Raw genomic sequence first — 26,449 nt, forward strand, 5'->3', positions numbered from 1 at the left:
CCGGCGCTTCGTAAAATCCGATGCAACCCTTCGCTCAACAAACGGCGGGCCGCAAAGCCCGCCGTTTATTTTTGGTCTTCAGCGTCGCCCGGGGCTGGCGGGGCGACAACCTAGAATAGAATACTATAACTTGCGCCATAGCGTGGCAAGGCAAATCGTTGACGCCGTGATGTCGCATCGAGCGCGTCAGATATGCGCTGATCGCGACATCTGGTTTCGATGCGCATCAAAGCAATTGTTTGGATGGCCAAATCACTTTGTTCATATTTCCCGCTCTCGCAACGCAACGAGAGGTGCGTGCTTTGTAAAAATGCGCGTTCGCCTGCACGTCTTCCGTCCGCGTGCACAGGTTGTGTTCCATTGTGCGAACGAGTTCCATATCCGTGGTTGCACATCTCACTGCGTACACGTGACGAGTTCCGCTACGACGAGCCACTTCTCCACCGACAACGCCATTCAACAGATACTCGGAGCGCAGGTGGGAAGATGAGTGAGGCCGTTACGGCGCCACCAGCTCCACGCGCCGGTTGAGCGCGCGGCCGGCGTCCGTAGCGTTGGAACCGACTGGTGCCAGCAATCCGACGCCGGCGGTGCGCAGCCGCGTCTGCGCGATCCGAAAGCTTTTCACGAGTTCGGCTGCGACCGCTTCGGCGCGGCGCTTCGAGAGATCGAGATTGTACTCGTAAGCGCCCTGGCCGTCGGTGTGGCCGACGATGAAGACGTTGAGCTGCGGCTGACTCGTCAGCAGCTTTGCGATCTGCTCCAGCGTCGGGCGGCTCTCCGGCTTCAGCACCGCCTTGTCGGTATCGAAATAGATGCCGTAGAGCGCGATGTGACCGGTCTCGCCAAGACCCTTCGCCATCGCGGCGGCATCGACCATCTTGTTCGCGATGGCGCCGAGCTCGGCGACTGTAACCTGCGCATAAATGTCCTGGTTGTTCTGGCTGACGATGACGCTGGCATAGGTCTCGCGCCCGCCTTCGGTCTTGCGGCCGGCAAAATAGCGGTAGTTGAAGCCGTCGACCCACATCTGCGGCACCGGCAGCGTGTCGATCGCCTCGGTGAAGGGAATCGCACCGCAGGCGTCGGTGTCGCAGGCGAGCAAGGTCTCGAAGCCGGCTTTCGCAAGCTGCGTCTCGAAATTGCGCGACACTTCCAGGATCGAGGGGCCGGGATTGGTGCGATAGGCGATGCGGAAGATGCGGCCTTCGAGCCGCCGCGCATCTGCCGGCTGGCCGTCCCTAAAGGCGGCCGCCTGCATCCGTGCGGCGTCAAAATCCTTCGTCACGTAGCCGGTGATGACGCTGCCGGTGAAGCGGCCGATGCCGGGATAGTCGCGGCTGCCTGCGACATCGCGGGTCTGCGCGGCGGCGGCCGTGGCGGTGAAGGAGAGCAGGGCGAGGACAGCGAGCATCCGGTGCGGAATGGGCATGGTGATCTCGATCGGTTGGGGACGGGGCGAGCGCAATTCATTTGTCGCGGCCAAGATACGATCGGTTCTGACGATCGGTTCTGGCGAGGATCTGCCGCTTTGACGCGAATCCGGTTCCCGGGCATGATCGCGCGCTTCCGCGTTCATTCTTCAAAGGATTTTCCCGCATGTCGAGACTCGCCCTGGCCACCGCCTTCATCCTCTGTCTGGCCGGCGGATCGGCGCAGGCCGCGCGTTGCGGCGGCGACTTCAACAGCTTCGTCGCCAGCATGAGCTCGGAGGCGCAAGGAGCCGGCGTCTCGGCGAGCGTGACCAGCGCGGCCTTCAGCGGTATCGCCCAGGATGGCGCGGTGCTCGCCTTCGACCGGCGCCAGCGCTACACCTTCAACAAGAGCTTTGAACAGTATGTCTCGACCCGCGTCGGCCCTGGCCGCATCAATGGCGGCAAGGCACTGTTGCAGCGCCACGCGGCGCTGCTCTCGCGCATCGAGCAGCAGTTCGGCGTGCCCCGCTATATCCTGGTCGCGATCTGGGGGCTGGAAAGCGATTTCGGCAAGGGCGACATCGGCAAGCTGCCGGTGATCCGCACGCTCGCCACGCTCGCGCATGATTGCCGCCGCACCGAGCTGTTCCAGGGCGAGCTGCTCGCCGCGCTCAAGATCGTGCAGCGCGGCGACCTGCCGCTGCGCGACCTCATCGGCGCCTATGCCGGCGAGATCGGCCAGACCCAGTTTCTGCCGTCGTCCTACATCAAATACGGCGTCGATTTCGACGGCGACGGCCACGTCGATCTGCGCCACAGCGTGCCCGACGTGCTCGCCTCGACCGCGAACCTGCTTCACACCAGCGGCTTCAAGATGGGCCAGCCTTACGGCGAAGGCACCGCCAATTTCGAGGCGATGCGGGAGTGGAACAGAGCGGTGATCTACCGCAAGACGATCGGCTATTTTGCGGATCGGCTGGCGGGGCAGTGACCACATACTCGGTGTCATCGCCCGCCTTGTGCGCACTTGCGTACTGGGGCGGGCGATCCAGTATTCCAGAGGAGGCGCGGCTAGAACCGAGAAGCCGCGGCGTACTGGATGCCCCGGTCAAGCCGGGGCATGACAGCGGTGGTGTGGCGACAGCGGAGCACGCAGCGGCGATGCCGTCGCGTCACGCCTACTTCGCCGTCCCCTTTGCCATCTTCTCCAGCTTCCGCTGCAACGGCGCCCAATAGGTCCCGGGGCGAAAGCGCTGCAAAATGTCCATGAAGCGGGCGTCGTTGCCGATCAGGATGCGGGGCTGGTTGTTCTCGATGCCCTTGATGATGCGCAGCGCGGCGTCTTTCGGCGTGGTCTTTGCCGCGTTCTCGAACCGCTCGATCGATTGCGCGCGGCGCGCATTGTCGGTGACGCCGACCCCGGTGCGCGAATTGCGCGCGATGGCGGTGGCGACGCCGCCGGGATGCACCACCGACAGTTTTACGGGGCTGCCCGCGACCGCAAGCTCGTGCCGCACGCTCTCGGAAAAGCCGCGCACCGCGAACTTGGCGGCGGCATAGGCCGACTGTCCGGGCGGCGCGATGATGCCGAAGATCGAGGAGACGTTGACGATGTGCGCCTCTGCCAGCGTCTTCAGGTGCGGCAGGAAAGCGCGCGTACCGTGCACCACGCCCCAGAAATTGATGTCGAACAGCCACTCCATCTGCGCCTGGTCGATCTCCTCGAACGTCCCCATCAGCGCCACGCCGGCATTGTTGATGACGATGCCGAGCGCGGGATGGGCCGCGATCGCATCACGCGCGAACTCCGCGATGTCGCCGGGCTCGCTGACGTCGACGCGATGCACGCTGACCTTGCGTGCGGCACCGATCTCGGCGGCGAGCGTCTTCAATCCGGCCTCGTCGCGGTCGGCGAGCGCGAGATCGCAGCCGCGACTTCCGAGCTCGATCGCCAGCGCGCGGCCAATGCCGCTCGCCGCTCCCGTGATGGCGGCGGCGCCGCGAATGGCAGTCATGATGTCCCCCCGTCAAGCCGGTCGTGTGGAACTATGATCTACATTTTTCATGATGGAACTGAACCACCGGCGAACTGGCTCCTTAACATAGGTTACGCAAGCAAGCACTGGAGCAGCCCCATGGGACAGGCAGAACCATTTCGCGCCACGGCGTTGATCGTCGAAGACGACGTCATGCAACGGGAGATGCTCAGTCTTCTGCTGGAGGAGAGCGGCTACCAGGTCATCCAGTGCGACAGCGCCGAGGCTGCCCAGCGGGTGCTCGACAGAAGCGCCGGCGCGCTCTGTCTGATGCTGACGGACGTCCAGCTTGCGGGGCGCATGACCGGGGTCGAGCTCGCGCACGTCGCCAAGGACCGCAATCCAAAGCTCGATATCGTCGTCACCTCCGGCCGTCCCTTGGCGCAGCCGTTACCCGACGGCGCAAAATTCTGGGCCAAGCCGTGGGCTCCGCTCGACGTGCTCCGCGAGGCCGAGCTCGCGCAGCTGTCCTGACGATTGATCCGGGGGCTCGCTTTCTTGCCGTGAGGCGCGGTGATAGGGTCTGCCCATGACCTTGTCCTTCCTGCTTACCTCGCTCATCGTCGTCGCCTCGCCCGGCACCGGCGTGCTCTACACCCTGGCTGCGGCGCTGACCCGCGGCTCGCGCGCGAGCATCGCTGCCGCCTTCGGCTGCACGCTCGGAATCGTGCCGCACATGATAGCTGCGATGCTTGGGCTTGCCGCGGTGCTGCATACCAGCGCGCTCGCCTTTGCCGCGCTGAAATGGGGCGGCGTCGCCTATCTGCTCTACATGTCCTGGCAGGCGCTGCGTGAGACTGGAGCGCTCGCGGTCGATGGCGAGATCAAGGAGCGGTCGAGCCGCCGCGTCATCGTCACCGGCTTCCTGATCAACATCCTCAACCCGAAACTATCGATCTTCTTCCTGGCCTTTCTGCCGCAGTTCATTGCGGTGGATGAAGCCCATGTGCTGGCGCGGATGCTGGAATTGAGCGGCGCCTTCATGGCTATGACCTTTGCGGTGTTCGTCCTCTACGGTCTCTGTGCGGCGTCGGTACGCGATCGCGTCATCTCCCGCCCGCGTGTCATGGCCTGGCTGCGCCGCAGCTTTGCCGCCGGCTTTGCGGCGCTTGGTGCCAAGCTGGCGTTTGCGGAGCGCTAGGCTTCTCCTTCATCTCTCCCCGCTTGCGGGGAGACGCCGCAGCAGAGTGCGGCCAATAAAAAAGCGGGCCTTGCGCCCGCCATCCTCAAACTCTCTCGACCTTACCCGACGCCCGGGCGGAGCGAGGCTCCACCCGGGCAAAGAACATGCTGGCTACTTCTTCTTGGCGGCCTTCTTGGCCTTTTTCTTCGTCGCCTTCTTCGCCTTCTTCGCTTTCTTAGCCATAGTATCCTCTCAAGGGTTCATGGTTAAACGCGACACGAGGGATGCTCGGCGGAGGGCCAGCCTCGCAACATCCTCGACCACAAACTCAGCAGATTCGCGGGCGGCTGCCCCGTGCTGTCACATCTGTGTCATTACGTTATCCACAGCTCAGATGCGTTTTCGGGTGATTTTTGCCCACGAATCCGCATCGCGATGCGCATCGGCGTGGCCGCGCAGGGAGACCGCGACATGCCTAATGATCCGATAATCGCGGCGCACTGTTCATGAATCCAAAACCAAGGGCGAGCTTTCGCAGATCGCAGTGAGGTTCCGTTAAGTGCAATCCGCGCATTCTTCTCCGCAAGAACGCGGGGAAGGGTCATGGACGAACGGCTGCCAGAGATGGGGGGTGCGACGCTGCGCGTGCCGCACGCGCCATGCTGAACGTACCGACACTCTGGACGGTCTTCGTCGTCAACTTCCTGGCGCTTGGCCTGATCTGGGCCTACGTGACGCGCTCCTATCCGAAATTTGCGGCCGCGCGGTTCTGGATGGCATCGTCGTTCGTCGGCGCCGCCGGCGCGATGACGGCCCTAGTCCGCCTGTTCGTCGCCTCTCCCCTGCCGCTTCTTGTCGGCGCTGCCGGTATCATCGCGGCGAGCTGCCTCGCCGCCATGGGCATTCAGCGCTTCTATGACCGGCCGGTCTCATGGCGCGTCATGGCCGCAACGGGGGTGCTAAGCCTCGCCGGCGTCGTGTTCTTCATGGTCGGCTTCGAGCACATGCAGCTGCGCATGCTCAGCTACACGCTCGGCCAGGCCTTGCCGCTGGTGCTGGCGCTGCGTCTGCTCCTTGCGCCGCCGGAGGGCCGCGTCAGCCCGGGCGCGCGGCTGTCCGGCATCGTCATCCTCACCATCATCGGGATCTTTGCGGTTCGCACGCTGGGTAATCTGCTCGGCCACGATTTCTCGGCGCGCGCCGGCGGTCAGGCTCATGGCGTCATGGTGCTGGGCCTCCTGTTCCTGTCGATGACGCTCAATTTCGGCTTCCTGCTGATGGCGATGGATCGCCTGCGCAACGAGGTCGCCGACCTCGCGCTGCTCGACGATCTCACCGGCGTCGCCAACCGGCGCCATTTGTTGCAGCGCCTGTCCGAGGAATGCGCCCGGTCTGAGCGCAGCGGCGAGCCGTTCTCGCTGCTGGTGATCGATCTCGACGGCTTCAAGGCCATCAATGACTCCCATGGTCACGCCGCGGGCGATGCCTGCTTGCGGCACTTCACCCTGATGGCGCAAACGCGGCTGCGGCCGGGCGACATGCTGGCCCGCACCGGCGGCGACGAGTTCTGCGTCGTGCTGCCGTCCTCGTCCCTGCGCGAGGCTGCCGCGATCGCCCGCCGCGTGCTTGAGGTCTGCCGCCAGGACGCCGCGGCCTGTACAACCAGGGACATCCCGATCGCGATCTCGATCGGCGTTGCCGAATGGGACCGCGGCATCGGCCAGTTTCCGGACCGCCTCATCGCCCATGCCGACCACGCCCTCTATGACGCCAAGAAAAACGGCAAGAACGACTTTGCCGTCTACGATCCGGCTCCGCCGCTCTCGCCTGAGCGGCCCGGGCTCGGCGAGGCCACGCGCAAATTCGCATGAAGCCTGCTAGGATTTGGGCCCGCCTTGGACCCGTATGATGATCCTCCGCCTGCCCGCGGCTTTTTTCGCCGCCCTTCTTCTGTTGACCCCAGCCGCTGCGACGGATGCCGAGCTCGCAAAGATCGCGCGCGTCTCCGGCACGCCTGACATTCCCGGCCTGAAAATGGTCTGGCTCGCGCCATGGGGCGATGTCCGCGACGCCCATCCCTGGCGCAACATCATCGTGCACCAGACCGAGGGGCCGGCAGGCTCGGCGCGCGGTGGCGCGGCGGAGCAATCGAAGAACCCGACGCGCCGCGGCGTCACCGTGTGGGTCGAGACCGACGGCACGGTTTATTGGGCGGTTGCGGAGAATCTCGTGCCGACCCATGGCGACGGCGCCAACCGCAACGACAACAAGTATATCGACAACAGATCGACCTATCGCCAGGTGGTGCGCGACAACTCGATCGGCGTCGAGTTCGCCGGCAACTATCCGGATGTCACCGCGGGCCCGACCGAGGCGCAGGTCGCGGCCTGGAAGATCCTCGTGAAGGTGCTGCGCGCGCGCTACGGCATCCCGCTCGACCACGTCTATGCGCACAACTGGATCGACTACAAGGACGCCCGCTATTGCGAAGGCTGCTGGCTCGCGACGCTGGCGCGGATTTGGGGGGAGTGACGAGCAGGCGCGTCCGGCAACCAAAGGCCGAAACCTCCGGTGCCGGACGGCCATCGAGAGCGATCGCTATCGGCTCTCATCGCCATCCCAAGTCCACCGGTCTTCCCAGGCTCAGGGGAATGCCTTGGGAAGATCGGCGGAAGGCTTCGTGACGATCTGGTGCGCGTCGCGCCAGATCACTTCGCGCTGGCGCGAGGTTGTAATCGTGCGCACCGGCAGGCCACCCTCCTCGAGCAGCCAAGCGCAGTAGCGCGCGCGGCTGACAGCCTCGCGGGCTTGAGGATCGAACCAGCAAATGCCCCAGATCGAATCGCGCCGCTTGAAGTGACGCGCGATGCGTCCAGGAAGCGGCAGATGCTGCGCGAACCAATTGAACTGGTCCGAGAGCTCATGCCGGATCCAGTCCGGACAGTTGTTTCGCTGGACATACCAGGACGCACGAAAGAAGCCGCTCTCCACGCGACTGTGCGGGTGGATGAGCGGTGTAACGAACCGCAAATACATGACGACACGGCGCGACGCCTTGTTGCGTCGCGCCCCTCGCAGCCAGATGCAATGAATGGAGAACAGCCGCGAAGCGGCGTTCAGCTTATGACCGATTGCCGATCAAAGAGGTCGGCGGTCAGAACGTATCGATCTACTTTTCATGCCGCCTCCCTTGGTTGCGCTGAACAACAAAGGCGCGATATCGCGCCGGGCGGCAGCACATACATCAGCAAGCGTCCTGCGGCAAGCGTGATCGACAAGGACGATTGAGCGGGAAGCATCCATGACGCGCTCCGGAATGACGAGCTAAACCGGCTGCGCCATCCATCCGAACAGCCGCCGCATCAATCCCGGCCGCCGTGGCAATTCCGGCGGGCCGTCCGACGCCAGCACGCGTTTGAAGAAGTAGTCCAGGAACACCATGTCGTTCGGCTCGGTGACGGTGAATTGTTCGTCGCCGAAGAACACGCTGTAATTATAGAAGAACGGGCCCATGAGCGGGATCGTCGCGGTCGAGGCATAGTCCTTGGAGATGACGAACTCCGCGGGATCGAGCCCGTGCTCGCGCATCGCTTGCTCGACCAGCGGCAGCTTGCGCATGAACTGGGCGGAGAAGCCGCCGACGGTGGATTGCAGGATGATCGACACGGTTGGTGTCCGTTCAGTTGAGGCCGCCGGCCCGATCATTCTGGGTCGGTTGACCGGACGCGCGGGTTCAAGGCAAGCCCGGTTCTATGTCGGCCAGGGGAAGGAGACTGTGATGGCGATCTCACTTGGTAAGACTTTCCGCCACAACCACCGCTGTCATCGCCCGGTTCAAGCCGGGGCACGACAGCGAGTGTGGAGGTACGGCGCGCGTCGCATCGCGCAGAGAAGGCACGGCGGATCACTCAAACAGAGCATCGCCACAAACAAAAAAGCCGGCGTTGCCGCCGGCTTTCTGCCTCTTGTCGATCCGCCAATATCTACCGCGAAAGCCCGCTTAGTGCGCGGCTTCCAGTGCGGCCTGTTCCGCCCGTGCGATCGTGCCCTTGACCGCGGCCTGCACCTTTTCAAAGGCGCGGACTTCGATCTGGCGGACGCGCTCGCGCGACACGCCGAACTCGGCGGCAAGGTCTTCCAGCGTCATCGGCTCATCGGCGAGGCGGCGAGCCTCGAAAATGCGGCGTTCGCGCGGGTTGAGCACGCCCATGGCGCCGTTCAGCGCGTCACGGCGTTCGTCATACTCCTCGTGCTCCGCCAGCATGGCTTCCTGGTTGGGCGTGTTGTCGACCAGCCAGTCCTGCCATTCGCCGGCTTCGCCGTCATCGCGGATCGGAGCGTTGAGCGACGCGTCGCCACCGAGGCGGCGGTTCATGTCGATCACGTCCTGGTCGGTGACGCCGAGGCGCTTGGCAATGATCTTCACCTGGTCGGGGCGGAGATCGCCCTCGTCCAGCGCGTTGATCTTGCTCTTCGCCTTGCGCAGGTTGAAGAACAGCTTCTTCTGGTTCGCGGTGGTGCCCATCTTCACGAGCGACCAGGAACGCAGGATGTACTCTTGAATCGACGCCTTGATCCACCACATCGCGTAGGTGGCGAGACGGAACCCCTTTTCGGGTTCGAAACGCTTCACCGCCTGCATGAGGCCGACATTGCCTTCCGAGACGACCTCGGAGATCGGCAGGCCGTAGCCGCGATAGCCCATGGCGATCTTGGCCACGAGGCGGAGATGGCTGGTGACGAGTTGGTGCGCCGCGTCGCGATCATCATGCTCACGCCAACGCTTGGCGAGCATGTATTCCTGCTGGGGTTCCAGCATCGGGAACTTGCGGATCTCGGCGAGGTAGCGAGAAAGGCCGGATTCTCCATTGAGGACCGGCAAAGCAGCGGTACGGGCCATGATGAAGCCCTCCAAGGTTCAGGCCCCCGATAGCGGCGGGCCAGGCAGACGACCGCTGTGTTAAAGCCGGCCGTAGCTGCGATGTTCCGTTGGTCATTTCCAACGCAAGCGCAATATACCCCAAGGGGGGTCAAAAAGGGAAGGATTGCTGACGTCACGTCCCCGTGTGGCAGCTATAACTTTTTGTAATGTAACGCTTTTCCAAGGCGGCCTGCGTCATAGCGCCGCTTTCAGAGCGCCCTGAAGGAGAAGCAAATCCTTCGGCAGAGGCGCTTCCCAGTGGAGTAATTCTCCGGTTCTCGGGTGCTCCAATACCAGCAAATAGGCATGCAGGGCCTGCCGTCCAAGCGTGGCCAGAGTCGCCTGCGACTCCGGGCCGAGGTGGTTCGCCTTGGTCTTGAAGTGCGGGCCATAGACGGCGTCGCCCATCAGGGGATGGCCGATATGGGCGAGGTGGACGCGGATCTGGTGGGTGCGTCCGGTCTCGAGTTCGCAGGCGAGCAGGGAGGCGATCGGCTTGCCGTCACGCCCCGCAAAACTCTCCAGAAGCTCCCAATGCGTCACCGCCTCGCGGCCGCCCTGGCGCACCGCCATCTTCTCGCGCGCATACGGGTGGCGGTCGATCGGCGCATCGACGGTGCCGCGGTGGCGTCCTGGCAGCCCCCAGGCGAAGGCCATGTAGCCGCGGCGCATCGCGCCCGTCCGGCCGTGGTCGGCGAATTGCGCGGTGAGCGAGGCATGGGCGAGGTCGTTCTTGGCGACCACCATCAGCCCGGTCGTGTCCTTGTCGAGCCGGTGCACGATGCCGGGCCGGCGTACCCCGCCGATGCCGGAGAGCGAGCCGCCGCAATGGGCGATCAGCGCGTTGACCAGCGTGCCGGTCTCGTGGCCGGCCGCGGGGTGCACGACGAGGCCCTTCGGCTTGTTGAGGACGACGATGTCGTCGTCCTCGAACACGATGTCGAGGGCGATATCCTCGCCCTTGGGCTCGGGCGGGGCCGCCTCCGGCACGTCGATTGTGATCGTATCGCCGGATGTGACGTGATAAGCGGGGTCGCGGATCGCGGCGTCCTTGAGGCTCACCGCGCCCGCCAAAATCAGGGCTTTCAGCCTCGATCGCGACAGGTCGGTGAGGTGCGCCGCCAGCACGCGGTCAAGCCGAGCCGAGCCCTCGTCGCCGGCGACGACAACTTCCAACCTTTGCGCAGAGCCTGAGCTATCCATGACGACGTCTGATACCGCTGTTCCCGAACCGAGCCCCGAGCAGGCCGCGCTGTTCGCGCGGGTGCGGCGGATGATGCTGATCGCGGGGTTGACCACGGCGCTGGCAATCTGCGCCGTCCTGATTGCGGTGGGCTACCGCCTTTTCAAGTCGGAGGGAAGGGCGTCCGAAATGGCCGGTGACGTCACCGCCGCCCTGCCCAAGGGCGCCAGGATCGTCTCGACCGGGGTCGCCGGCGACCGCCTCGTGGTCACGCTGGACGTGGGCGGCGTCATCGAGATCCGCACCTTCGACGCCCACACCCTGAAGCCGGCCGGAAAGCTGAAATTTGCCAATGAGCCGTAGGGCCGGCCGCGGCTGTTGATCGTTCTCCGGTCCAGTTTGTCTTGCCGCGCAACTTCTGATTTAGCTCTTGGGCTTGGGAAGTTGGGCTGGGACTGGGAATGGGACGTATCAAGTCGCGCGTCGTCGCAATTGCACTCGTTGTCGGAACGTACGGATGCGCTGGATTTGCGGCGCTCGCAGAGCCGGCCAGGCAGCCCACAGCGCCAGCCAGGCAGGCTGGACTTGCCGCACCGGCCAAACAACCCGCGGCGCAGGCCAAGCCAACGGGCTCGCGGAACGCAAGGCTCTATTTCCTGCGCGAGAAGGGCATTTTCGGCGCGATGGGCGGAATGGCAGCCTCGTCGGAAATCCTGATCGACGGCAAGTCCGTCGGAAAGGTCGACATGGGGACGTTCTTCTTCGTCGACCGGCCGCCGGGCGTCCACAAGATCGCCTCCCACATGAAGATGTCGATGACGGACTATGAGGTCGAGGTCCCCGTCGAGGCCGGCAAGACCTACTATTTCGGCGTCGGGGTGCAGCGGACGGGCGCCATCGGCCAGGACCTCCTCAACCAGGCCTTCGCCGGCAGCAGCGGCCAGCAGATCCGGTCCTCTTCGCCGTTCAAATCAGCCTTTGCGGGCGCGGGCCTGTTCCGCCTGGAGCCGGCCGCCGGCGCTGCGGCGATCGAGAAACTGAAGCAGCCGTGAGTGTTCCCGGCAGTTTCGCGGGGCGCGGCGGCCTGCCCCGCAATTAAGCTTGAGCCGCATTGACCGTGCATATCCGGGATTTTCGTACCCCATCGAGGCTTGCCGTCGGCAAATTTCGCGGCTATGTCCTGTCCCTCACGCTCCCTTCGTCTAGCGGTTAGGACGCGGCCCTCTCAAGGCTGAAACAGGGGTTCGATTCCCCTAGGGAGCGCCATTGCCTTGAAGCTACCTTCCCTTGATCTCGATTTGATTGTTCCCCCCGCTGGGTGAGCGCTTGTGGCATTGGCGATCAACGTTCGAGCCGATAACAATTCAGCAAGTGAGATCGAGCGGCTGTGGGATCAGGTCGTAGCGTTCGAAGTCGAGCCTTCGATGCGCACCCTTGGCTACCGGCCACATTTTACATTTGCGATCTACGACTCGCCTGCGATCGACGAAAAGATAGCATGGGCGGCCATGCTGGCGGCCGTCGCTGGCGAAGCGCAATTTCGCATCGAGTTCAAACGGATTCGTTGGTTCGCAGGCTCGCCTCTCGTTCTCTGGGCGGAGCCGAACTCCAATGAGGCGCTAACCCGCATCCACAGCTCCGTCAGCGCCGCAATCGACCCGGCGCATTGCCGCCCTCATTACCGGCCCGGGGCATGGACGCCGCATTGTACGCTCGGCTTGCGCATCGCCGATGAGCGGCGTGATGACGCGATTGCTTTTGCGCGATCGTTTGATCGAAGCATGGAAGTGCTGTTCGACGTGGCAGATTGCGTTGCCTTTCCGCCGGTTCAGGTAATCGCTGAGCAGCGATTGCCCCCGTAGTCGATGGCACGGCCACGGTGGGCAAGGTCGGTAGCTTCGACGCCAAGTCGCTAGCAAACATGTTGCAGGCGAAGGCGATCTCGGCGGAGTTAAAGGTGATCTTCTCGCCCAGGGCATACCATCGAACTCGGTGTTCTCTCTTCATAAGGATCTCGGCCATGCCGGTGTGCTCGTGGGTGTCGATAATCACGCCGACGGCCGTTTCCAGATCGAAGCGCGTCTGAATGTTCATCCAGAACGCAGCGCCAGTCTTGAAGAATTTTCCGAGCTGCAGCGCAGTATCGGCCGTGACGGGCTTTTCCTCGCGCGCAATGTGCCCGATCCGGGTGCGCGGCACGTTCAGGGCGGCCGCGATCGCGTAGGGTGTCAGTTTGAGCGGAACGAGAAATTCCTCGCGCAGGATTTTGCCGGTCGCTTTCTCCGCCTCTGCGATCACTGCGCCTGCAATCGCTTCAGGTCGGCAATGGCGGCACGATACTCTCGAAACGAGGTCGGGCATCCGTCTCGCGCGGCCGCAAACTCGTTCCGGGCCGCGACTGTGTCGTTGGCCTTGAGCTGAACAATCCCACCGTAATAGTGCGCCTCGCAGGTTTGATCTGAATTCCTGGCCGAAGCCAGGGCTGCGGCGGGAGTGATCCGGCCGACGAGCAATTCGCCAACGGTTCTCGGCCAATCCCTGAGCTGGCCCTTGTCGAGTGCAGCAGACAGCGCGATGCCCGCATCGGCAGATCGTCCCTGCATCCGCGCCACCGATCCCCAAATCACGCCGTAGCCATCGGGATCGGAAAACCGCGCCTCCCGGTCATAGTCCGAAGCGGCATCCCTGAAATCGCCTCTCCGATAGTACGCATCTCCCCGGGCCGCGTAGTAGTCAGTCGCGACGCGATCGGCCTCCGGACGACTCACCTCCTGGTCTTTGGCAAAGGTGGTGTTCTTGTCGGGTCCAAGCCTGATGGCATCGGTGAAATCCCGGATCGCCTCGTCCAGCCTGTCCTCGGACATATAAATCTGCCCGCGAATGAACCGGCTTGCGGCACCTGAGGGATCAAGATTGATGGCCTCGGTGAGAGAAGCGATTGCGCGTGTGGTGTCGCCCTTTTTGGCCAAGGTCAGTCCCAGCTCGTGATGAGCGTAGTTGTTCTTCGGGTTGAGCCTGACCGCCTCGGTGAAGTCGGCTTGAGCCGCATCCATGTTGCCGAGTGCAAAATTTCCGAAGCCATGCTTGAGCAATGCCATGGATCTTGCACCGGGAGGTAGTCTGGCGTCCTGGGAGAGGCTGCTGCACGCTGCCATCATGCGCGGGACATCGGTGCTGTCCTGACAATCGTTCAGGTCTTGTGGGGTGGCCGCAAACGCGCTTGCCGCCGAGACGACGATGAAGATGATCAAAGCTGCCCTGCAGCCGATGCGCAGGCCCTGATTTGACATTGCAGACATTTCGCCCCCTTGCACGACACACTTGGCCGATGATCCCGACGCAGGCAACGCGACCTGCCGCGACGGCAACCTTATAGCGATCTTTTCCATCGTTCTACCGGAGGCTTGTTGGTCCGTTGCCCTTCGGGCAAGACATGCCGCGAGGTCGCGAGCGCATGCAGCATCGGCATCAGTGGCGGTAGTCGTTCTCCCCAAAATCTGCACTATGCGCTCCGCGCCTCCGGAGCTGCTGCCGGGCCTTCGGAGGTTCTGGCAATAGCATGCGGAGTTTTGACATGAGCGGCTTGGTGATCTCTGGCGGCCGGGTGGTGGATCCCGCGAGCGGGATGGATGCCATTGGCGATGTGGCGGTGATGGACGGCAAGATCGCCGCGGTCGGCACGGGCCTCGGCGGCGCCGAGCAGGTGATCGACGCGACAGGGCTCGTGGTCGCGCCGGGCTTCATCGACCTCCACGCGCATGGCCAGTCGATCCCGGCCGACCGCATGCAGGCGTTCGACGGCGTGACGACGACGCTCGATCTCGAGGCCGGCGTGCTGCCGGTCGCCTCCTGGTATGAGCGCCAGGCGCGTAAGGGACGCGTGCTGAACTACGGCGCCGCCACCAACTGGGCCTTTGCGCGCATCGGTGCGATGACCGGCTCGAATGCGGAGAGCTCGCTGGAGGCGTTCGGCAACGCCATGCGCGATCGCCGCTGGATGGACAACGTGGCGAGCGATGCGGAGGTCGCCGGCATCCTCGAGCGTCTTTCGCGCGGCCTCAACGAAGGCGGCATCGGCATCGGCATCCTGAACGCCTATGCGCCGGGTGCCGGCGTGCAGGAGCTGACCGCGGTCTGCCAGCTCGCGGCGAGGCAGGACGTGCCGACCTTCACCCACGTCGCCTACATGTCGCGCGTCGACCCCGAAAGTGCGGCGGAAGCCTATATCCGCCTGATCGGCTATGCCGGCGCCACCGGCGCGCACATGCACATCTGCCATTTCAACTCGTCGAGCAAGACCGACATCGAGCGCTGCCGCGTGCTGGTCGAGAAGGCGCAGGCGCAGGGCTTGCCCATCACGGTCGAGGCCTATCCCTACGGCACCGGCTCGACCGTGCTGGCAGCGGCCTTCTTCAGTGATCCCCAGTTCGTCGAGCGCAACGGCACCGGTTATGACTCAGTGCAGCGCGTGACCGACGGTCACCGCTTCCGCGATCGCGAGGAGCTGCTGAAGGCGCAGGCCGAAGAGCCGTCCTCGCTGGTGCTCTGGCACATCCTCGATACCGACAATAATGCGCATCATCGCGATCTGCTCGATATGTCGGTGCTGTATCCCGGCGGCGCGATCGCGTCCGATGCGATGCCGTGGACGACGTCGGACGGCAAGACCTACACCGGCGATGCCTGGCCGTTGCCGGATGATGCCACCTCGCATCCGCGCTCGGCCGGCTGCTTCACGAAATTCATCCGCGAATGGGTGCGCGAGCGCAAGACCGTGTCGCTGCTGGAAGGCGTGCGCAAATGCGCGCTGATCCCCGCAGAGATCCTGTCGCAGAGCACGCCGGCGATGCGCGCCAAGGGCCGGCTCGCGATGGACGCCGATGCCGATATCGTCGTGTTCGACTACGAGAAGCTCTCGGACCGCGCGACCTTCACGGCGATGAACCGTCCGTCGGAAGGCGTGCGGCATCTGATCGTCAGCGGCCAGCCGCTGATCAGCGATGGTGTGCTGGACGTGGCAGCGCGGCCCGGCCGCCCCGTGCGCCGTCCCGTCGTCGAGGGCTGATCCCATGCCGGTCCCCATTCTCCTGGTGACGGGTTTTCTGGGGGCGGGCAAGACCACGGTCGTCAACCATCTGCTGGCGAACGCGGAGGGACGGCGTATCGCGGCAATCGTCAACGATTTCGGCGCGATCAACATTGACGCGGAGTTGATCGCGGGTGCGAGCGACGGCGTGGTCAGCCTCGCCAATGGCTGCATCTGCTGCTCGCTCGAAGGCGATCTCCTGCGCACGCTCTCGACGCTGCTTCGGCGCGATCCGAAGCCCGAATATATCGTCATCGAGACCAGCGGCGTCGCCGATCCCGCCGACATCGTCCGCAACCTGATGGACCCCGTGATCCTGCGCGAGGCGCCGCTGGAAACCGTGCTCTGCGTGATGGATGCGGCGACGCTGCCGGCGGCTCTGGATGATGCGCTGATGCGGTCGCAGCTGCGCGTCGCCGATATCGTGGCGCTGAGCAAGCTCGACCTGGCGGACGAGGGCGCAGGCGCCCGCATGCGCGAAGCCATCCGCGCGCAACGCGTCCCCGCCGTGGTGGTCGATGCCAGGCACGGCGAGATTCCGTCCGTGCTGCTGTTTCCCGCGGCTGTCAATCGTGCGCCCGCGCCGCGCGACCCTGGACCACGACGGCCGTCCGAGGAGCGCTTCGAGACGCTGAGCTGGACCTCGGACCAGCCGCTGTCGCTGCCGCGCCTGCAGCAGGCGATCGGCCGCCTGGCGCCAAAGCTTGCGCGCGCAAAAGGCCTGTTCGAGACCGTCGAGCAACCCGGGCGCCAGATGGTGTTTCAGTTCGCCGCCGGCCGCGCGACGCTCGCGCCCGGCGATGCGCCGGCACCGGGCGTGCCGCGCGCGCGGATCGTATTCATCGCCGAACTCGGCGTGCTCTCGAAGGCCGAGCTCGACGGGATCATGGAGGCGTGTATTGCGGGTGGGTGAAGCAAGCGATCACGCCAGAAGCACGCCCCTCACTTCACGCAAATTGCGCGATGCCGTTTCCGACGGACCAGTTCTCCGCGGGGGCGTCGAGCACGTTGACGAACACGTCCTCGGAGCGGATGCCCGGGTTTTCGCCGAGAAGCTCCGCGATCCGCCGGTACAGCGCCTTCTTCTGCTCCGCCGTGCGCGATGCGAACACAGTGATCTGGATCAGCACGGCGTCGTCGCTGCGTTTGACGCCATAGGCATTGCCGCAGCGGAAGTTCGAGGCGTCATGCTCGCTGATGGTCATGAACTCGTCGCCCTCGGGCACGTTCAGCGCCTCGCGCAGGGCGAGGTACAAACCATCGAGGATCGCCTGCCGATAGGCTTCCGGTTTGCCGGCGCGCATCGAGATGTGAAGGAGAGGCATGGGCGGGTCCCTTTTGGCATGCGGGCCCGATCGGCCAGGGCGCACGCAAGCGCCGGCCGTTGGGCCCATTGACGGAACGGGCTATCAATCCCAATTAGTTTTTGACACGATGTCGAGAAAACACGTTATTGACGTCGTGTCAAATACTTTTGCCGGGCAGAGGAGCAGGATTTGAGGCCGCGCGAGTTCGACCACGACGACGTCCTGCGTATCGCGTTCGACCAGTTCTGGCGCAAGGGCGTGCGCGGCACGTCGCTGTCGGACATCGCGCGCGATGCCGGTGTTCAGCGCGGCAGCCTCTACAATGCCTTCGGCAGCAAGGAGGCGCTGTTCCTCCAGGCCTATGAGCGTTATGCGGGCGATTATCTCCTCGCCCTGCAAAAGGCGCTCGGCGCGGGCTCATTGCGAAAACGCCTCACCGCGTTTTTCGACCTGACCATCACCAACTTCCGCTCGGGCTCGCCACCGCGGGGATGTCCGACCACGCGCGGATTGATGGAGCTCGGCGCGGCCGAAGGGGAGGGCTTGGATGAAGACGCGCGTCAGGCCTTTGCGGGCCTCATCTCGCGCATCACCATGCTGGTTCAAGAGACGTTGGCGGCAGGCGCAGAGCGCGGCGAGTTCAATGGCAATCCCGCGGCCGCAGCGCTGCACATCATCACGGTGACGCGCGGCCTTGGCGTGCTCGAACGTGCCTTCGGCGACGAGCCGCAGCTGCGCAAGATCGCGGCTCACACCATCGATCTCGTGCTCGGCAAGAAGGGCGGTTAGGTCAGGCCGCAAAACGACGACCCCAGCGGTGGTGATCCCTGGGGCCGTCTGGAGGTTTTATGGAGGGCATCGAGCACTGCGTCTCCATGAGGACGTTGATAGCGCAAGGTCGCTTGAGATGCGACTAGAACCCATCAAAGCGTCAGCACAAGGCAAGCGCGTTGACGGCCCGCGTTGTCGCGATCTCGTTCTCGTTCCCGACGAACTGGCAAACGATGGATTCGAGTTCGCCCGGCTGGTTGCGGCGCGCGACCGCCAGCAGTCGCATCAATTCCGCCTCGTCCTGCGAGAGGCGCCGGCACGAGGGCGGCATGAAGCACAGTTCGCACGGCCGGCCGCTGCGCAGGATCCTGACGAGCGCAGCAGCACGCGCCACCAGCAGCGGACTGTCGGCGATGCCCGACGCCTCGTCGGCGAAGCGATAGGCCGCTTCCCAGCAATCGGAGGCGCCGGTCGTATAGGCCGCTCCGATGAATCGGAACAGCGACAGCGCAACGCGGGAAAATTCATCGTAGCTCTCGACGCAGGGACGCGCCGCAAGCGCGGCCTGGAGCGGACAGAGCCGCGGCTGGCCGGCTGTTTCGACTGGCGCAGAACCACACGTATCGTGGAGCATGAACGATCCCGTCAGTGCAGCGTGGGACTTCCGACCAGCCAGCTCTTCATCGCCATCGTCCGGTCATGGTCGAAAGACTGAACGTGTCGGTCGGGCAGAATGAGGCCGGCCATGCGGAAGATCGTTGCAAGCCCCTGCACGGGCGCGAGAGCCCAATCGGCACCGACCGGCGGCAGCCAGCTCTCGAACTGCTCGCGCGCGACGTCGATGCGTTCCTGCTGTGCCGCGGCGATCGCCCGCAAGATTCCATGCTCGCTGTCGGACATCTTCGGACAGGTCGGGCAATGAACTTCGATGGCCGTATGCGCCGTGCAAGCGAAGATCTCGATGATGGATTCCAGCGACGGCACGGCGTCGCCGACGCGAAAGTGGTCGTACACTTGCTGGATATCGGCCGCGGTCGGAACGGCGCTTCCGCTGCGTGCCTTGGCCCGAAATCCCCAGATGAAGAGCCGCTCCGCCGCGCACAGCGCGGGAAGGTCGAGGGACTTGCCATATGTCGATTGATGCATTGAGCCTCTGGCCTTTGCAGCTCACGCCACAGCTGGCGCTGATGATCTGCGCCGATCGTTCCGCCAGAGCCGACCGCAAGTCAACGCTTGGAGCGGCGATATCGAGGTCTTCTAGATCTAAAGAGCCGGGATCCCGGATGCAGCCAAGCCTCGCCGGCCTGCCAAGCCGCACGCAGTACGCCGGCGGCCACCGACGCAATTTTGCGGCGATTTGGGGAACCCGAATGCTTAAAGCTTCGCTAAAGGGTGCGGGATAAACTGGCATATCAGACCTTCCAATTCTTGCGAGCACCGATGTTTTTCTCCCGCATCAGTTTCAAGCTGGTCCTGATTGTCGGCATCAGCCTCCTCGGCATGATCGCTCTTGCGCCGATCGCGCTCTCGACCCTGCGCGCGCAGATGATCGCCGACCGCCAGGCCAAGACGCAGCACATGGTCGATGTCGGCTACGGCATCCTGGCGCACTATCAGACGCTCGAGAGCGAGGGGAAGCTGCCGCGCGAGCAGGCGCAGGCCGCCGCGATCGCAACGATCAAGAGCCTGCGTTATGACAAGGTCGAGTATTTCTGGATCAACGACATGGCCCCCAAGATGGTCATGCACCCGATCAAGCCCGAGCTCGACGGCAAGGATCTCTCTGGCATGAAGGACCCTGCCGGCAACGCGCTGTTCATGGGTTTCGTTGACGTCGTCAACAAGCAGGGCGCCGGCTTCTACAGCTATCTCTGGCCGAAGCCGGGCTTCGAGCAGCCGGTCGGAAAAATCTCCTATGTGAAGGGCTTTGCGCCCTGGGGATGGATCATCGGTACCGGCATTTATCTCGACGACGTCGATGCCGTTTTTCGCCAGAATGCGACGACATTCGCCTACATTTGTCTGGCCGTCCTGGTCCTGGTGCTGGCCTGCTCCTTCGTGATCGGCCGCAGCGTGACCCGGCCGCTCGCGAACATCACCGCGCTGACCGAGCGGCTCGCCGCCGGCGACAGCGCGTTCGAGGTGCCCTACACCGGCCGCAGCGACGAGGTCGGCGGGCTCGCCAAGGCGCTTGCCGTGTTCAAGGACAATGCGTCGGCGGTGAGCCGCATGCATGCCGAGCAGCAGGAGACCAAGCAGAGGGCCGACGACGAGAAACGCAAGACGATGGCCGATCTCGCCGGCAAGTTCGAGGCGAGCGTTCAGGCCGTCGTCCGCGACGTCTTCACCGAGGCGCGCGCGATGCAGCAGGCCGCGCAAGGCATGTCGGAGACCGCGAACAAGGCGACAGACCGCGCAAGCTTCGTCGCGACCGCCTGCCAGCAGGCGTCGAGCAATGTGCAGACAGTGGCGTCCGCCGCCGGCCAGCTGTCGTCCTCGATCACCGAGATCAGCCAGCGTGTCGCGCAGGCTGCAAACGTGGCCGACAAGGCGGCCGCGGACGGTCAGCGCACCAACGACACCGTGCAGGGGCTGGCCGTCGCCGCGCACAAGATCGGCGAGGTCATCGACCTCATCAACCAGATCGCCTCGCAGACCAACCTGCTCGCGCTCAACGCCACCATCGAAGCGGCGCGCGCCGGCGAGGCCGGCAGGGGATTTGCCGTGGTCGCGAGCGAGGTGAAATCGCTGGCGAGCCAGACCGCGAAGGCGACCGACGAGATCGGCGCGCAGATCACCGCGATCCAGGCCGAGACCAACCAGGTTGTCGGCAACATCGAGAGCATCCGCAAGACCATCATGGAGGTCAACGAGATCTCCTCGTCGATCGCCGCCGCTGTCGAGGAGCAGGGCGCCGCGACGCAGGCGATCGCCCACAGCGTGCAGGAGGCGGCGTCCGGCACCGACCAGGTCTCGCAGAACATCTCCGGTGTCACCGACGCCACGGCGGAAACGGGCCAGGCCGCGGGCCTCGTGCTGCAATCGAGCGGCCGGCTGTCGCAGAAGCTGCAATCACTGGAGAACGAGGTCAGCACCTTCGTTGCGGGCGTGCGGGCGGCCTGACATCGCGTTCATACTATCTGCCGTGACGCGGACTATCCGCCTCGTCACGGCGCGCGCGGGCAATTGATATTCCGGCCCGCGGGACCGGTCACCGCGACCGGCTTTCCCGCCCTTGACGGCTGCGGTTAAAGTGAAGAAGCAGGATCATCGAACCTGCCGACCCGCGCCTCGGCCCGCGGGCATGGAGACGCCGCATGTCGTTCAAGAAACTCCTGATCGCCAACCGTGGCGAGATCGCCATCCGCATCGCGCGCGCGGCGGCCGATGCCGGCATCGCGACGGTCGCGATCCATCCGGCCGATGACGCGCTGTCGCTGCACGCGCGTGTTGCCGACGAGGCGGTCGAAATCCCCGGCCGCGGCGCACGGGCCTATCTCGATATCGAAGCGGTGGTGAAGGCGGCGAAGAGCGCCGGCTGCGACGCGGTGCATCCCGGTTATGGCTTCCTCAGCGAGAACGCCGCGTTCGCCAAGGCTTGCGCGGATGCGGGCATCGCCTTCGTCGGGCCGAAGCCGGCCGCGCTTGAACTGTTCGGCGACAAGGTCGCGGCGCGGCAACTGGCGAAGCGTTGCGGCGTGCCGATCATCGCCGGCACCAGCGGGCCTCCGTCGCTGGAGGAGATCACGGCATTCTTCGAATCCCTCGGCAAGGGCGCGGCGATCGTGATCAAGGCGATGGCCGGTGGCGGCGGCCGCGGCATGCGTGTCGTGGAGAATGCCGCCGATCTCGCGGCAGCTTATGCGCGCTGCCAATCCGAGGCCAAGGCGGCGTTCGGCTTCGACGGCGTCTATGCCGAGCGCCTGATCCGCCAGGCCCGCCACATCGAGGTGCAGATCATCGGCGATCGCCATGGCGCGATCTCCCATCTCTGGGAGCGCGAATGCACCATCCAGCGCAGGCACCAGAAGCTGATCGAGGTGGCGCCGAGCCCGTCGCTCAGCGACGCCTTGCGCGGCCGCATCATCGAGGCTGCGAGGCAGCTCGCGACCGCGGCGGCTTACGACAATCTCGGCACCTTCGAGTTCCTGGTCGACGGCACGGCCGAGGACAGCTTTGCGTTCATCGAGGCCAATCCGCGGCTTCAGGTCGAGCACACCGTGACGGAGGAAGTGCTCGGTCTCGACCTCGTCCGGGCCCAGCTTGCGGTCGCCGCCGGCGCAACATTGGCCTCCCTTGGTTTGGCACAGGGCTCCATCCCAAAGCCGCGCGGCTACGCCATGCAGCTCCGCGTCAACATGGAGACGCTGGACGAGCTGGGGGCGACGCATCCGACCGGCGGCGTGCTCGCCGTGTTCGAGCCGCCGTCGGGGCCCGGCGTCCGCGTCGATAGTTTTGGTTATGCCAGCTATAAAACCAGCGCGGCGTTCGACTCCCTGCTGGCCAAGGTCATCGTGCACACGCCGGGCGAAGCCTGGCACGACGTCGTGGCAAAAGCCTCGCGCGCCTTGCGCGAGTTCAGGATCGACGGTGTCGTCACTAACATCGCCTTCCTCCAGGCCGTGCTCGCACATCCCGATTTCAGGACCAACCGCATTGCGACCGATTTCATCGATCGCAACATCGCAAAGCTGGTCGAGGCGGCCGATGGCGCGGCAAAGCCGCTCTATTTTGCCGCGACCGAGCGAAGCGGCCATGGCGCCGAGACGCACGTCGTGCAGATCGTGCCCGAAGGCGCGGTGATGGTCGCAGCGCCCTTGCAGGGAACCATCGTCACCATCCAGGTGAAGGAAGGCGAGATCGTGCGCCCGGGCCAGCAGCTCGCCGTGATCGAATCCATGAAGATGGAGCATCTGGTCATGGCCGAGCAGGGCGGCCGCGTCATGAAGCTCGTGGCCGCCGATGGCGTTACCCTGATGCATGGCGAACCGATCATGTATCTGGAGCCGCTCGACGTCGCGGCCGATGCGTCGGCAGCGGAAGCCGATGTCGATCTCGACCACATCCGCCCTGATCTTGCCGAGATGATCGCGCGCCAGGCCAATACGCTCGATGCCAACCGACCGGCCTCGGTCGAGCGCCGCCGCAACACCAACCAGCGCACCGCGCGCGAGAACGTCGCGCAGCTCGTCGACGACGGCTCGTTCATGGAATATGGCAGCCTTGCGATTGCAGCGCAGCGGCGCCGCCGTAAGCTCGACGATCTCATCAAGAGCACACCGGCCGACGGCCTCGTGATGGGTGTTGCGACGGTGAATGCCGACAAGTTCGGCGCCGAGGGCGGCCGCTGCATCGTCGTGGCCTATGACTACACCGTGCTCGCGGGCACACAGGGCCACATGAACCACAAGAAGATCGACCGCATGCTGACGCTTGCGGAAGACTGGCGCGTGCCGCTGGTGTTCTATGCCGAAGGCGGCGGCGGCCGGCCCGGCGACACCGACCGGCTCGGTATGACCGGCCTCGACGGCCCGTCCTTCGTCCAGTTCGCAAGGCTCTCCGGCCTCGTGCCGGTTATCGGCGTGGTCTCCGGCTATTGCTTCGCCGGCAACGCCGCGATGCTCGGCTGCTGCGACGTCATCATTGCCACCAGGAACGCCTCGATCGGCATGGGCGGTCCGGCGATGATCGAAGGCGGCGGTCTCGGCGTCTATCACCCGGCCGAGGTCGGCCCGGTCTCCTTCCAGTCACCGAACGGCGTGATCGACATCCTCGTCGAGGACGAGGAGGAGGCGACGCGGGTGGCGCAAAAATACCTGTCCTATTTCCAGGGCGCGGTGACGGAGTGGCAAGCGGCCGACCAGCGCCTGCTTCGTCGTGCGATCCCGGAGAACCGCCTGCGCGTCTATGACATCCGCAGCGTGATCGATCTCGTCGCCGACAAGGATTCCGTGTTGGAGCTGCGCCGCGACTACGGCGTCGGCATGATCACCGCGCTGATCCGCATCGAGGGCAAGCCGTTCGGTCTGATCGCCAACAATCCACGCCATCTCGGCGGCGCGATCGATGCCGACGCCGGCGACAAGGCCGCGCGCTTCCTCCAGCTCTGCGATGCCTTCGATCTGCCGATCGTCTCGCTCTGCGATACGCCCGGCTTCATGGTCGGCCCGGAGGCCGAGAAGACCGCGATCGTGCGCCACGTCTCGCGCATGTTCGTGACAGGTGCGAGCCTTACCGTACCGCTGTTCGGCATCGTGCTGCGCAAGGGCTATGGTCTCGGCGCGCAGTCGATGATCGGCGGCGGCTTCCACGCCTCCTTCTTCACCGCGGCCTGGCCGACCGGCGAATTCGGCGGCATGGGCCTGGAGGGGTATGTCCGCCTCGGCTTCCGCAAGGAGATGGAGGCGATCGCCGACCCCGAGGAGCGCGAGACCTATTATCGGAACAAGGTCGCCGAGCTCTATGCCAACGGCAAGGCGGTCTCGATCGCCTCGGTGTTCGAGATCGACAACGTCATCGACCCCGCCGAGACGCGGCGCTGGATCATGGCGGGCGTGCGCTCGGTGCCGAGGCCGCCCGCGAGGACGAAGAAGAAGCGACCCTGCATCGATACGTGGTGAGCGCAGTGCAGCAATAGCTGCGTCCCGGTTCCCGATTGACATCCCCGCCTGTGCTGCCAGACTTTGCACAATAATGCAGGGTGGAGACGTCCGCGATGGCCAGCCTTTCGGCCTCGAACCATGTCGCCCGTGTCTTGTCCGTCGCCAACCACGTGGCCGACGTCGATGCCTCGTCGCGGATCGCCAATTCCTGGCGGCGCTGCGTAATCAGCCACAAGCTCGATCCCGCGCGCCAGGGCCCGCCGCAGACGCTGACCGAGGCCGAGATCCGGCACGTCGCCGAACCGATGGAGGAGACGATCCGGCTCGCGATGCCCGAGCTCGACGATCTCGCCCGGGTGCTGCGCGAGGCCGGCTACTGCGTCAATCTGGCTGATACGAACGCGACCATGCTGTTCAGCCGCCTGCCGGGGGAAGCCGACGCAAAGATGTTCTTGGACTGGAAGATCTACACCGGCTCGAATTTCGCCGAGACCTTCGAGGGCACCAACGGGCTCGGCACCGCGCTTGCCGAAGAGAAGCCCATCCTGGTGCATCGCGACGAGCATTTCCGCGCGCAGTGGCACATGTTCTCCTGCGCCGTGGCGCCGTTGTTCGATCAGGCCGGCCGGCTCGCCGGTGCCGTGAACATCACCTCGTGCCGCGAGGATCTCGAACGCGCCGCGCATCAGCTCGCGCTCGCGGTGACGATGGAGGCGACGCGGCGGATGGAGGGCGCGATCTTCCGCGGCTATTTCCGCAACGCCTGGATCGCCACCGTGCCGGGCGACGGCGGCAGCGGCCTGCTCGCCTATGACGACGATCGCCGCATCGTCGGCGCCTGCCGTTCGGCGCGCGCGCTGCTGGGCCTCACAGACGGCTTGATCGCATCGGGCATCGATCTGTCGCGCTATATCAAGTTCGATCATCATGCTGCGCGTGGTGCGGACGAGGTCGTCGAGCTGCGCCGCGCCGACGGCAGCGCGCTCGGGCAGGGACATGTCGCGCCGCCGCTGCGGGCGAGGCCGTCCACTCTGCGTCGTGACGTTCCGGTCGATCGTTTCGATTCGCTGCATCGGCTCGCAGGTCGCGATCCTGGCCTGATCAAGAGCGTCAAACGGCTGCGGAGCATCGGCGACCACAATCTGCCGGTGCTGCTGCATGGCGAGACCGGCGTCGGCAAGGACGTGTTCGCGCGCGCGATTCATGCGGCGAGCAACCGCGCCCGCAACCGTTATGTCGCGCTGAACTGTGCGGCGATGCCGGAGAGCCTGATCGACGCCGAGCTGTTCGGCTATGAGGCCGGCGCCTTCACCGGCGCGCGCCGCGACGGCTCTAAGGGTCTGATCGTGCAGGCCGACGGCGGCACGCTGTTCCTCGACGAGATCGGCGACATGCCGATCGCGCTGCAGACGCGCCTGTTGCGCGTGCTCGAAAACCGCGAGGTCTGGCCGCTCGGCGCGCTCAAGCCGGTGCCGGTCGACATCCGCCTGATCAGCGCGACCCATCGCGATCTCAGCCGCATGGCGGAGGAGGGCGCCTTCCGCGCCGATCTCTACTTCCGCCTGCGCGGCATGGAGGTGCGACTGCCGGCGTTGCGCGAGCGCGCCGACAGAGACGATATCATCCGCCAGATCGCGCGCGAGGAGGCGCCGGATTGCCGCCTGTCGGAGGAGGCCTGGGCGTTGCTCTCGGCCTATCCCTATCCCGGCAACATGCGCCAGCTCCGCCACGTGCTGCGGCTTGCCGGCTGCACGGCCGAGGACGGCGTCATCATGGACGCCGATCTCGATCTGCCTCCGTTCGGTGGGAGGACGGAGCCGGATCTGGTGGCGGCAGAACGGGCGACGATTGTCGAGGCGCTACGCAAGCATGGTGGCCGCGTCACAGAGGCGGCGCGGGCGCTGAAGCTCAGTCGTGCCACGCTGTATCGCAAGATCAAGCAGCTGAAGATCGAGACGGCGCAGTAGCGTTCAGTCGCATGCGGCGTTCTTTCTTCCCCCCTCCC

At 64.9% G+C, this 26,449-nt stretch carries 24 protein-coding genes, 1 tRNA gene and 1 pseudogene; 15 read left to right on the forward strand and 11 right to left on the reverse strand.

Annotated features, from left to right (window positions below):
- Positions 1-499: 499 nt before the first annotated feature.
- The gene (locus tag AC0L3X_RS13385) at positions 500-1,432 is read right to left on the reverse strand and encodes an OmpA family protein (protein ID WP_187387816.1); all 933 of its coding nucleotides are present in this window, start codon (positions 1,430-1,432) and stop codon (positions 500-502) included.
- 167 nt (positions 1,433-1,599) lie between these two features.
- Here AC0L3X_RS13385 and AC0L3X_RS13390 point away from each other — a divergent pair, with 167 nt between their 5' ends.
- Positions 1,600-2,406: a lytic murein transglycosylase gene (locus tag AC0L3X_RS13390; protein WP_063985485.1), complete on the forward strand. Its 807-nt coding sequence runs from the start codon at positions 1,600-1,602 to the stop codon at positions 2,404-2,406.
- Between the two features lie 187 nt (positions 2,407-2,593).
- On the opposite strand, the gene AC0L3X_RS13395 is transcribed toward AC0L3X_RS13390, so the two are convergent.
- Positions 2,594-3,430 carry an SDR family NAD(P)-dependent oxidoreductase gene (locus AC0L3X_RS13395; protein ID WP_063985484.1) on the reverse strand — a complete coding sequence of 279 codons (837 nt, stop codon included), beginning with the start codon at positions 3,428-3,430 and terminating at the stop codon, positions 2,594-2,596.
- A 120-nt stretch (positions 3,431-3,550) separates the two neighbouring features.
- On the opposite strand from AC0L3X_RS13395, the gene AC0L3X_RS13400 reads away from it, so the two are divergent.
- From AC0L3X_RS13400 to AC0L3X_RS13415, 4 genes are all read left to right on the forward strand, one after another.
- A complete protein-coding gene (locus AC0L3X_RS13400) occupies positions 3,551-3,925 on the forward strand; it encodes a response regulator (RefSeq protein ID WP_028150703.1) in 375 nt (124 codons plus the stop codon).
- Between the two features lie 55 nt (positions 3,926-3,980).
- On the forward strand, positions 3,981-4,592 hold the full coding sequence (locus AC0L3X_RS13405; RefSeq protein WP_063985483.1) for a LysE family translocator: 612 nt from the start codon (positions 3,981-3,983) through the stop codon (positions 4,590-4,592).
- 641 nt (positions 4,593-5,233) lie between these two features.
- Positions 5,234-6,445 carry a GGDEF domain-containing protein gene (locus AC0L3X_RS13410; RefSeq protein WP_063985482.1) on the forward strand — a complete coding sequence of 404 codons (1,212 nt, stop codon included), beginning with the start codon at positions 5,234-5,236 and terminating at the stop codon, positions 6,443-6,445.
- A 34-nt stretch (positions 6,446-6,479) separates the two neighbouring features.
- On the forward strand, positions 6,480-7,106 hold the full coding sequence (locus AC0L3X_RS13415) for a peptidoglycan recognition protein family protein (protein WP_063985481.1): 627 nt from the start codon (positions 6,480-6,482) through the stop codon (positions 7,104-7,106).
- A 111-nt stretch (positions 7,107-7,217) separates the two neighbouring features.
- Here the strand turns inward: AC0L3X_RS13415 and AC0L3X_RS13420 are convergent, their stop codons facing one another.
- From AC0L3X_RS13420 to AC0L3X_RS13435, 4 genes are all read right to left on the reverse strand, one after another.
- Positions 7,218-7,565: a hypothetical protein gene (locus AC0L3X_RS13420; protein WP_223153852.1), complete on the reverse strand. Its 348-nt coding sequence runs from the start codon at positions 7,563-7,565 to the stop codon at positions 7,218-7,220.
- 333 nt (positions 7,566-7,898) lie between these two features.
- Positions 7,899-8,240 (reverse strand): hypothetical protein, encoded by a 342-nt coding sequence (locus AC0L3X_RS13425; protein WP_063985480.1) that lies wholly within the window; start codon positions 8,238-8,240, stop codon positions 7,899-7,901.
- Positions 8,241-8,574: 334 nt separating this feature from the next.
- Positions 8,575-9,474, reverse strand: a complete 900-nt coding sequence (gene rpoH, locus AC0L3X_RS13430) for an RNA polymerase sigma factor RpoH (protein ID WP_014492123.1) — start codon at positions 9,472-9,474, stop codon at positions 8,575-8,577.
- A gap of 216 nt (positions 9,475-9,690) precedes the next feature.
- A complete protein-coding gene (locus tag AC0L3X_RS13435) occupies positions 9,691-10,698 on the reverse strand; it encodes an RluA family pseudouridine synthase (RefSeq protein WP_063985479.1) in 1,008 nt (335 codons plus the stop codon).
- On the opposite strand from AC0L3X_RS13435, the gene AC0L3X_RS13440 reads away from it, so the two are divergent.
- The 4 genes from AC0L3X_RS13440 (at position 10,697) to AC0L3X_RS13455 (ending at position 12,540) form a co-directional block, all read left to right on the forward strand.
- Positions 10,697-11,041 (forward strand): hypothetical protein, encoded by a 345-nt coding sequence (locus AC0L3X_RS13440; RefSeq protein WP_063985478.1) that lies wholly within the window; start codon positions 10,697-10,699, stop codon positions 11,039-11,041. The genes AC0L3X_RS13435 and AC0L3X_RS13440 overlap by 2 nt on opposite strands.
- A gap of 98 nt (positions 11,042-11,139) precedes the next feature.
- Positions 11,140-11,730 (forward strand): DUF2846 domain-containing protein, encoded by a 591-nt coding sequence (locus tag AC0L3X_RS13445; RefSeq protein WP_063985477.1) that lies wholly within the window; start codon positions 11,140-11,142, stop codon positions 11,728-11,730.
- A 139-nt stretch (positions 11,731-11,869) separates the two neighbouring features.
- Positions 11,870-11,944, forward strand: a tRNA-Glu gene (locus tag AC0L3X_RS13450).
- Between the two features lie 158 nt (positions 11,945-12,102).
- Complete coding sequence (locus AC0L3X_RS13455) at positions 12,103-12,540, forward strand: 2'-5' RNA ligase family protein (protein ID WP_231145435.1); 438 nt, start codon at positions 12,103-12,105, stop codon at positions 12,538-12,540.
- A 208-nt stretch (positions 12,541-12,748) separates the two neighbouring features.
- Here the strand turns inward: AC0L3X_RS13455 and AC0L3X_RS13460 are convergent.
- Together AC0L3X_RS13460 and AC0L3X_RS13465 are read right to left on the reverse strand one after the other, a co-directional pair.
- Positions 12,749-13,039: pseudogene (locus tag AC0L3X_RS13460) on the reverse strand (HigA family addiction module antitoxin); the annotation flags it as partial.
- A complete protein-coding gene (locus AC0L3X_RS13465; protein WP_084795304.1) occupies positions 12,973-14,067 on the reverse strand; it encodes a tetratricopeptide repeat protein in 1,095 nt (364 codons plus the stop codon). The gene AC0L3X_RS13465 and the pseudogene AC0L3X_RS13460, both read right to left, overlap by 67 nt.
- A 185-nt stretch (positions 14,068-14,252) precedes the next feature.
- On the opposite strand from AC0L3X_RS13465, the gene AC0L3X_RS13470 reads away from it, so the two are divergent.
- Together AC0L3X_RS13470 and AC0L3X_RS13475 are read left to right on the forward strand one after the other, a co-directional pair.
- Entirely contained in the window at positions 14,253-15,743 is a 1,491-nt protein-coding gene (locus tag AC0L3X_RS13470; RefSeq protein ID WP_063985473.1) for an amidohydrolase family protein, read from the forward strand.
- 4 nt (positions 15,744-15,747) lie between these two features.
- The gene (locus tag AC0L3X_RS13475) at positions 15,748-16,677 is read left to right on the forward strand and encodes a CobW family GTP-binding protein (protein WP_063985472.1); all 930 of its coding nucleotides are present in this window, start codon (positions 15,748-15,750) and stop codon (positions 16,675-16,677) included.
- Between the two features lie 34 nt (positions 16,678-16,711).
- Here AC0L3X_RS13475 and AC0L3X_RS13480 read toward each other — a convergent pair whose 3' ends face one another.
- Positions 16,712-17,089, reverse strand: coding sequence for a tautomerase family protein (locus AC0L3X_RS13480; RefSeq protein WP_473316451.1), 378 nt, complete (start codon positions 17,087-17,089; stop codon positions 16,712-16,714).
- Positions 17,090-17,260: 171 nt separating this feature from the next.
- Here AC0L3X_RS13480 and AC0L3X_RS13485 point away from each other — a divergent pair, with 171 nt between their 5' ends.
- On the forward strand, positions 17,261-17,860 hold the full coding sequence (locus tag AC0L3X_RS13485; RefSeq protein WP_063985470.1) for a TetR/AcrR family transcriptional regulator: 600 nt from the start codon (positions 17,261-17,263) through the stop codon (positions 17,858-17,860).
- A gap of 142 nt (positions 17,861-18,002) precedes the next feature.
- On the opposite strand, the gene AC0L3X_RS13490 is transcribed toward AC0L3X_RS13485, so the two are convergent.
- On the reverse strand, positions 18,003-18,476 hold the full coding sequence (locus AC0L3X_RS13490; protein WP_063985469.1) for a hypothetical protein: 474 nt from the start codon (positions 18,474-18,476) through the stop codon (positions 18,003-18,005).
- Positions 18,477-18,487: 11 nt separating this feature from the next.
- Positions 18,488-18,988 (reverse strand): hypothetical protein, encoded by a 501-nt coding sequence (locus AC0L3X_RS13495; protein WP_063985468.1) that lies wholly within the window; start codon positions 18,986-18,988, stop codon positions 18,488-18,490.
- A gap of 294 nt (positions 18,989-19,282) precedes the next feature.
- Between AC0L3X_RS13495 and AC0L3X_RS13500 the strand changes: the two genes are divergently transcribed.
- The 3 genes from AC0L3X_RS13500 to AC0L3X_RS13510 all read left to right on the forward strand — a co-directional run bounded on the left by AC0L3X_RS13500 (position 19,283) and on the right by AC0L3X_RS13510 (position 26,411).
- Positions 19,283-20,965, forward strand: a complete 1,683-nt coding sequence (locus tag AC0L3X_RS13500; RefSeq protein ID WP_063985467.1) for a methyl-accepting chemotaxis protein — start codon at positions 19,283-19,285, stop codon at positions 20,963-20,965.
- Positions 20,966-21,159: 194 nt separating this feature from the next.
- Positions 21,160-24,462 (forward strand): acetyl-CoA carboxylase family protein, encoded by a 3,303-nt coding sequence (locus AC0L3X_RS13505; protein ID WP_473316452.1) that lies wholly within the window; start codon positions 21,160-21,162, stop codon positions 24,460-24,462.
- A gap of 95 nt (positions 24,463-24,557) precedes the next feature.
- Positions 24,558-26,411 (forward strand): sigma-54-dependent Fis family transcriptional regulator, encoded by a 1,854-nt coding sequence (locus AC0L3X_RS13510; protein WP_063985465.1) that lies wholly within the window; start codon positions 24,558-24,560, stop codon positions 26,409-26,411.
- Positions 26,412-26,449 lie beyond the last annotated feature (38 nt).

Source organism: Bradyrhizobium sp. MI1.7 (genome assembly GCF_055811795.1).

Bases quoted from the DNA above. Each gene is read 5' to 3' on its own strand.
- AC0L3X_RS13385 (WP_187387816.1), bottom strand. From the start codon at position 1,432: ATGCCCATTCCGCACCGGATGCTCGCTGTCCTCGCCCTGCTCTCCTTC.
- AC0L3X_RS13390 (WP_063985485.1), top strand. From the start codon at position 1,600: ATGTCGAGACTCGCCCTGGCCACCGCCTTCATCCTCTGTCTGGCCGGC.
- AC0L3X_RS13395 (WP_063985484.1), bottom strand. From the start codon at position 3,430: ATGACTGCCATTCGCGGCGCCGCCGCCATCACGGGAGCGGCGAGCGGC.
- AC0L3X_RS13400 (WP_028150703.1), top strand. From the start codon at position 3,551: ATGGGACAGGCAGAACCATTTCGCGCCACGGCGTTGATCGTCGAAGAC.
- AC0L3X_RS13405 (WP_063985483.1), top strand. From the start codon at position 3,981: ATGACCTTGTCCTTCCTGCTTACCTCGCTCATCGTCGTCGCCTCGCCC.
- AC0L3X_RS13410 (WP_063985482.1), top strand. From the start codon at position 5,234: ATGCTGAACGTACCGACACTCTGGACGGTCTTCGTCGTCAACTTCCTG.
- AC0L3X_RS13415 (WP_063985481.1), top strand. From the start codon at position 6,480: ATGATGATCCTCCGCCTGCCCGCGGCTTTTTTCGCCGCCCTTCTTCTG.
- rpoH (WP_014492123.1), bottom strand. From the start codon at position 9,474: ATGGCCCGTACCGCTGCTTTGCCGGTCCTCAATGGAGAATCCGGCCTT.
- AC0L3X_RS13440 (WP_063985478.1), top strand. From the start codon at position 10,697: ATGACGACGTCTGATACCGCTGTTCCCGAACCGAGCCCCGAGCAGGCC.
- AC0L3X_RS13435 (WP_063985479.1), bottom strand. From the start codon at position 10,698: ATGGATAGCTCAGGCTCTGCGCAAAGGTTGGAAGTTGTCGTCGCCGGC.
- AC0L3X_RS13445 (WP_063985477.1), top strand. From the start codon at position 11,140: ATGGGACGTATCAAGTCGCGCGTCGTCGCAATTGCACTCGTTGTCGGA.
- AC0L3X_RS13455 (WP_231145435.1), top strand. From the start codon at position 12,103: ATGCGCACCCTTGGCTACCGGCCACATTTTACATTTGCGATCTACGAC.
- AC0L3X_RS13465 (WP_084795304.1), bottom strand. From the start codon at position 14,067: ATGGAAAAGATCGCTATAAGGTTGCCGTCGCGGCAGGTCGCGTTGCCT.
- AC0L3X_RS13470 (WP_063985473.1), top strand. From the start codon at position 14,253: ATGAGCGGCTTGGTGATCTCTGGCGGCCGGGTGGTGGATCCCGCGAGC.
- AC0L3X_RS13475 (WP_063985472.1), top strand. From the start codon at position 15,748: ATGCCGGTCCCCATTCTCCTGGTGACGGGTTTTCTGGGGGCGGGCAAG.
- AC0L3X_RS13480 (WP_473316451.1), bottom strand. From the start codon at position 17,089: ATGCCTCTCCTTCACATCTCGATGCGCGCCGGCAAACCGGAAGCCTAT.
- AC0L3X_RS13490 (WP_063985469.1), bottom strand. From the start codon at position 18,476: ATGCTCCACGATACGTGTGGTTCTGCGCCAGTCGAAACAGCCGGCCAG.
- AC0L3X_RS13495 (WP_063985468.1), bottom strand. From the start codon at position 18,988: ATGCATCAATCGACATATGGCAAGTCCCTCGACCTTCCCGCGCTGTGC.
- AC0L3X_RS13500 (WP_063985467.1), top strand. From the start codon at position 19,283: ATGTTTTTCTCCCGCATCAGTTTCAAGCTGGTCCTGATTGTCGGCATC.
- AC0L3X_RS13505 (WP_473316452.1), top strand. From the start codon at position 21,160: ATGTCGTTCAAGAAACTCCTGATCGCCAACCGTGGCGAGATCGCCATC.
- AC0L3X_RS13510 (WP_063985465.1), top strand. From the start codon at position 24,558: ATGGCCAGCCTTTCGGCCTCGAACCATGTCGCCCGTGTCTTGTCCGTC.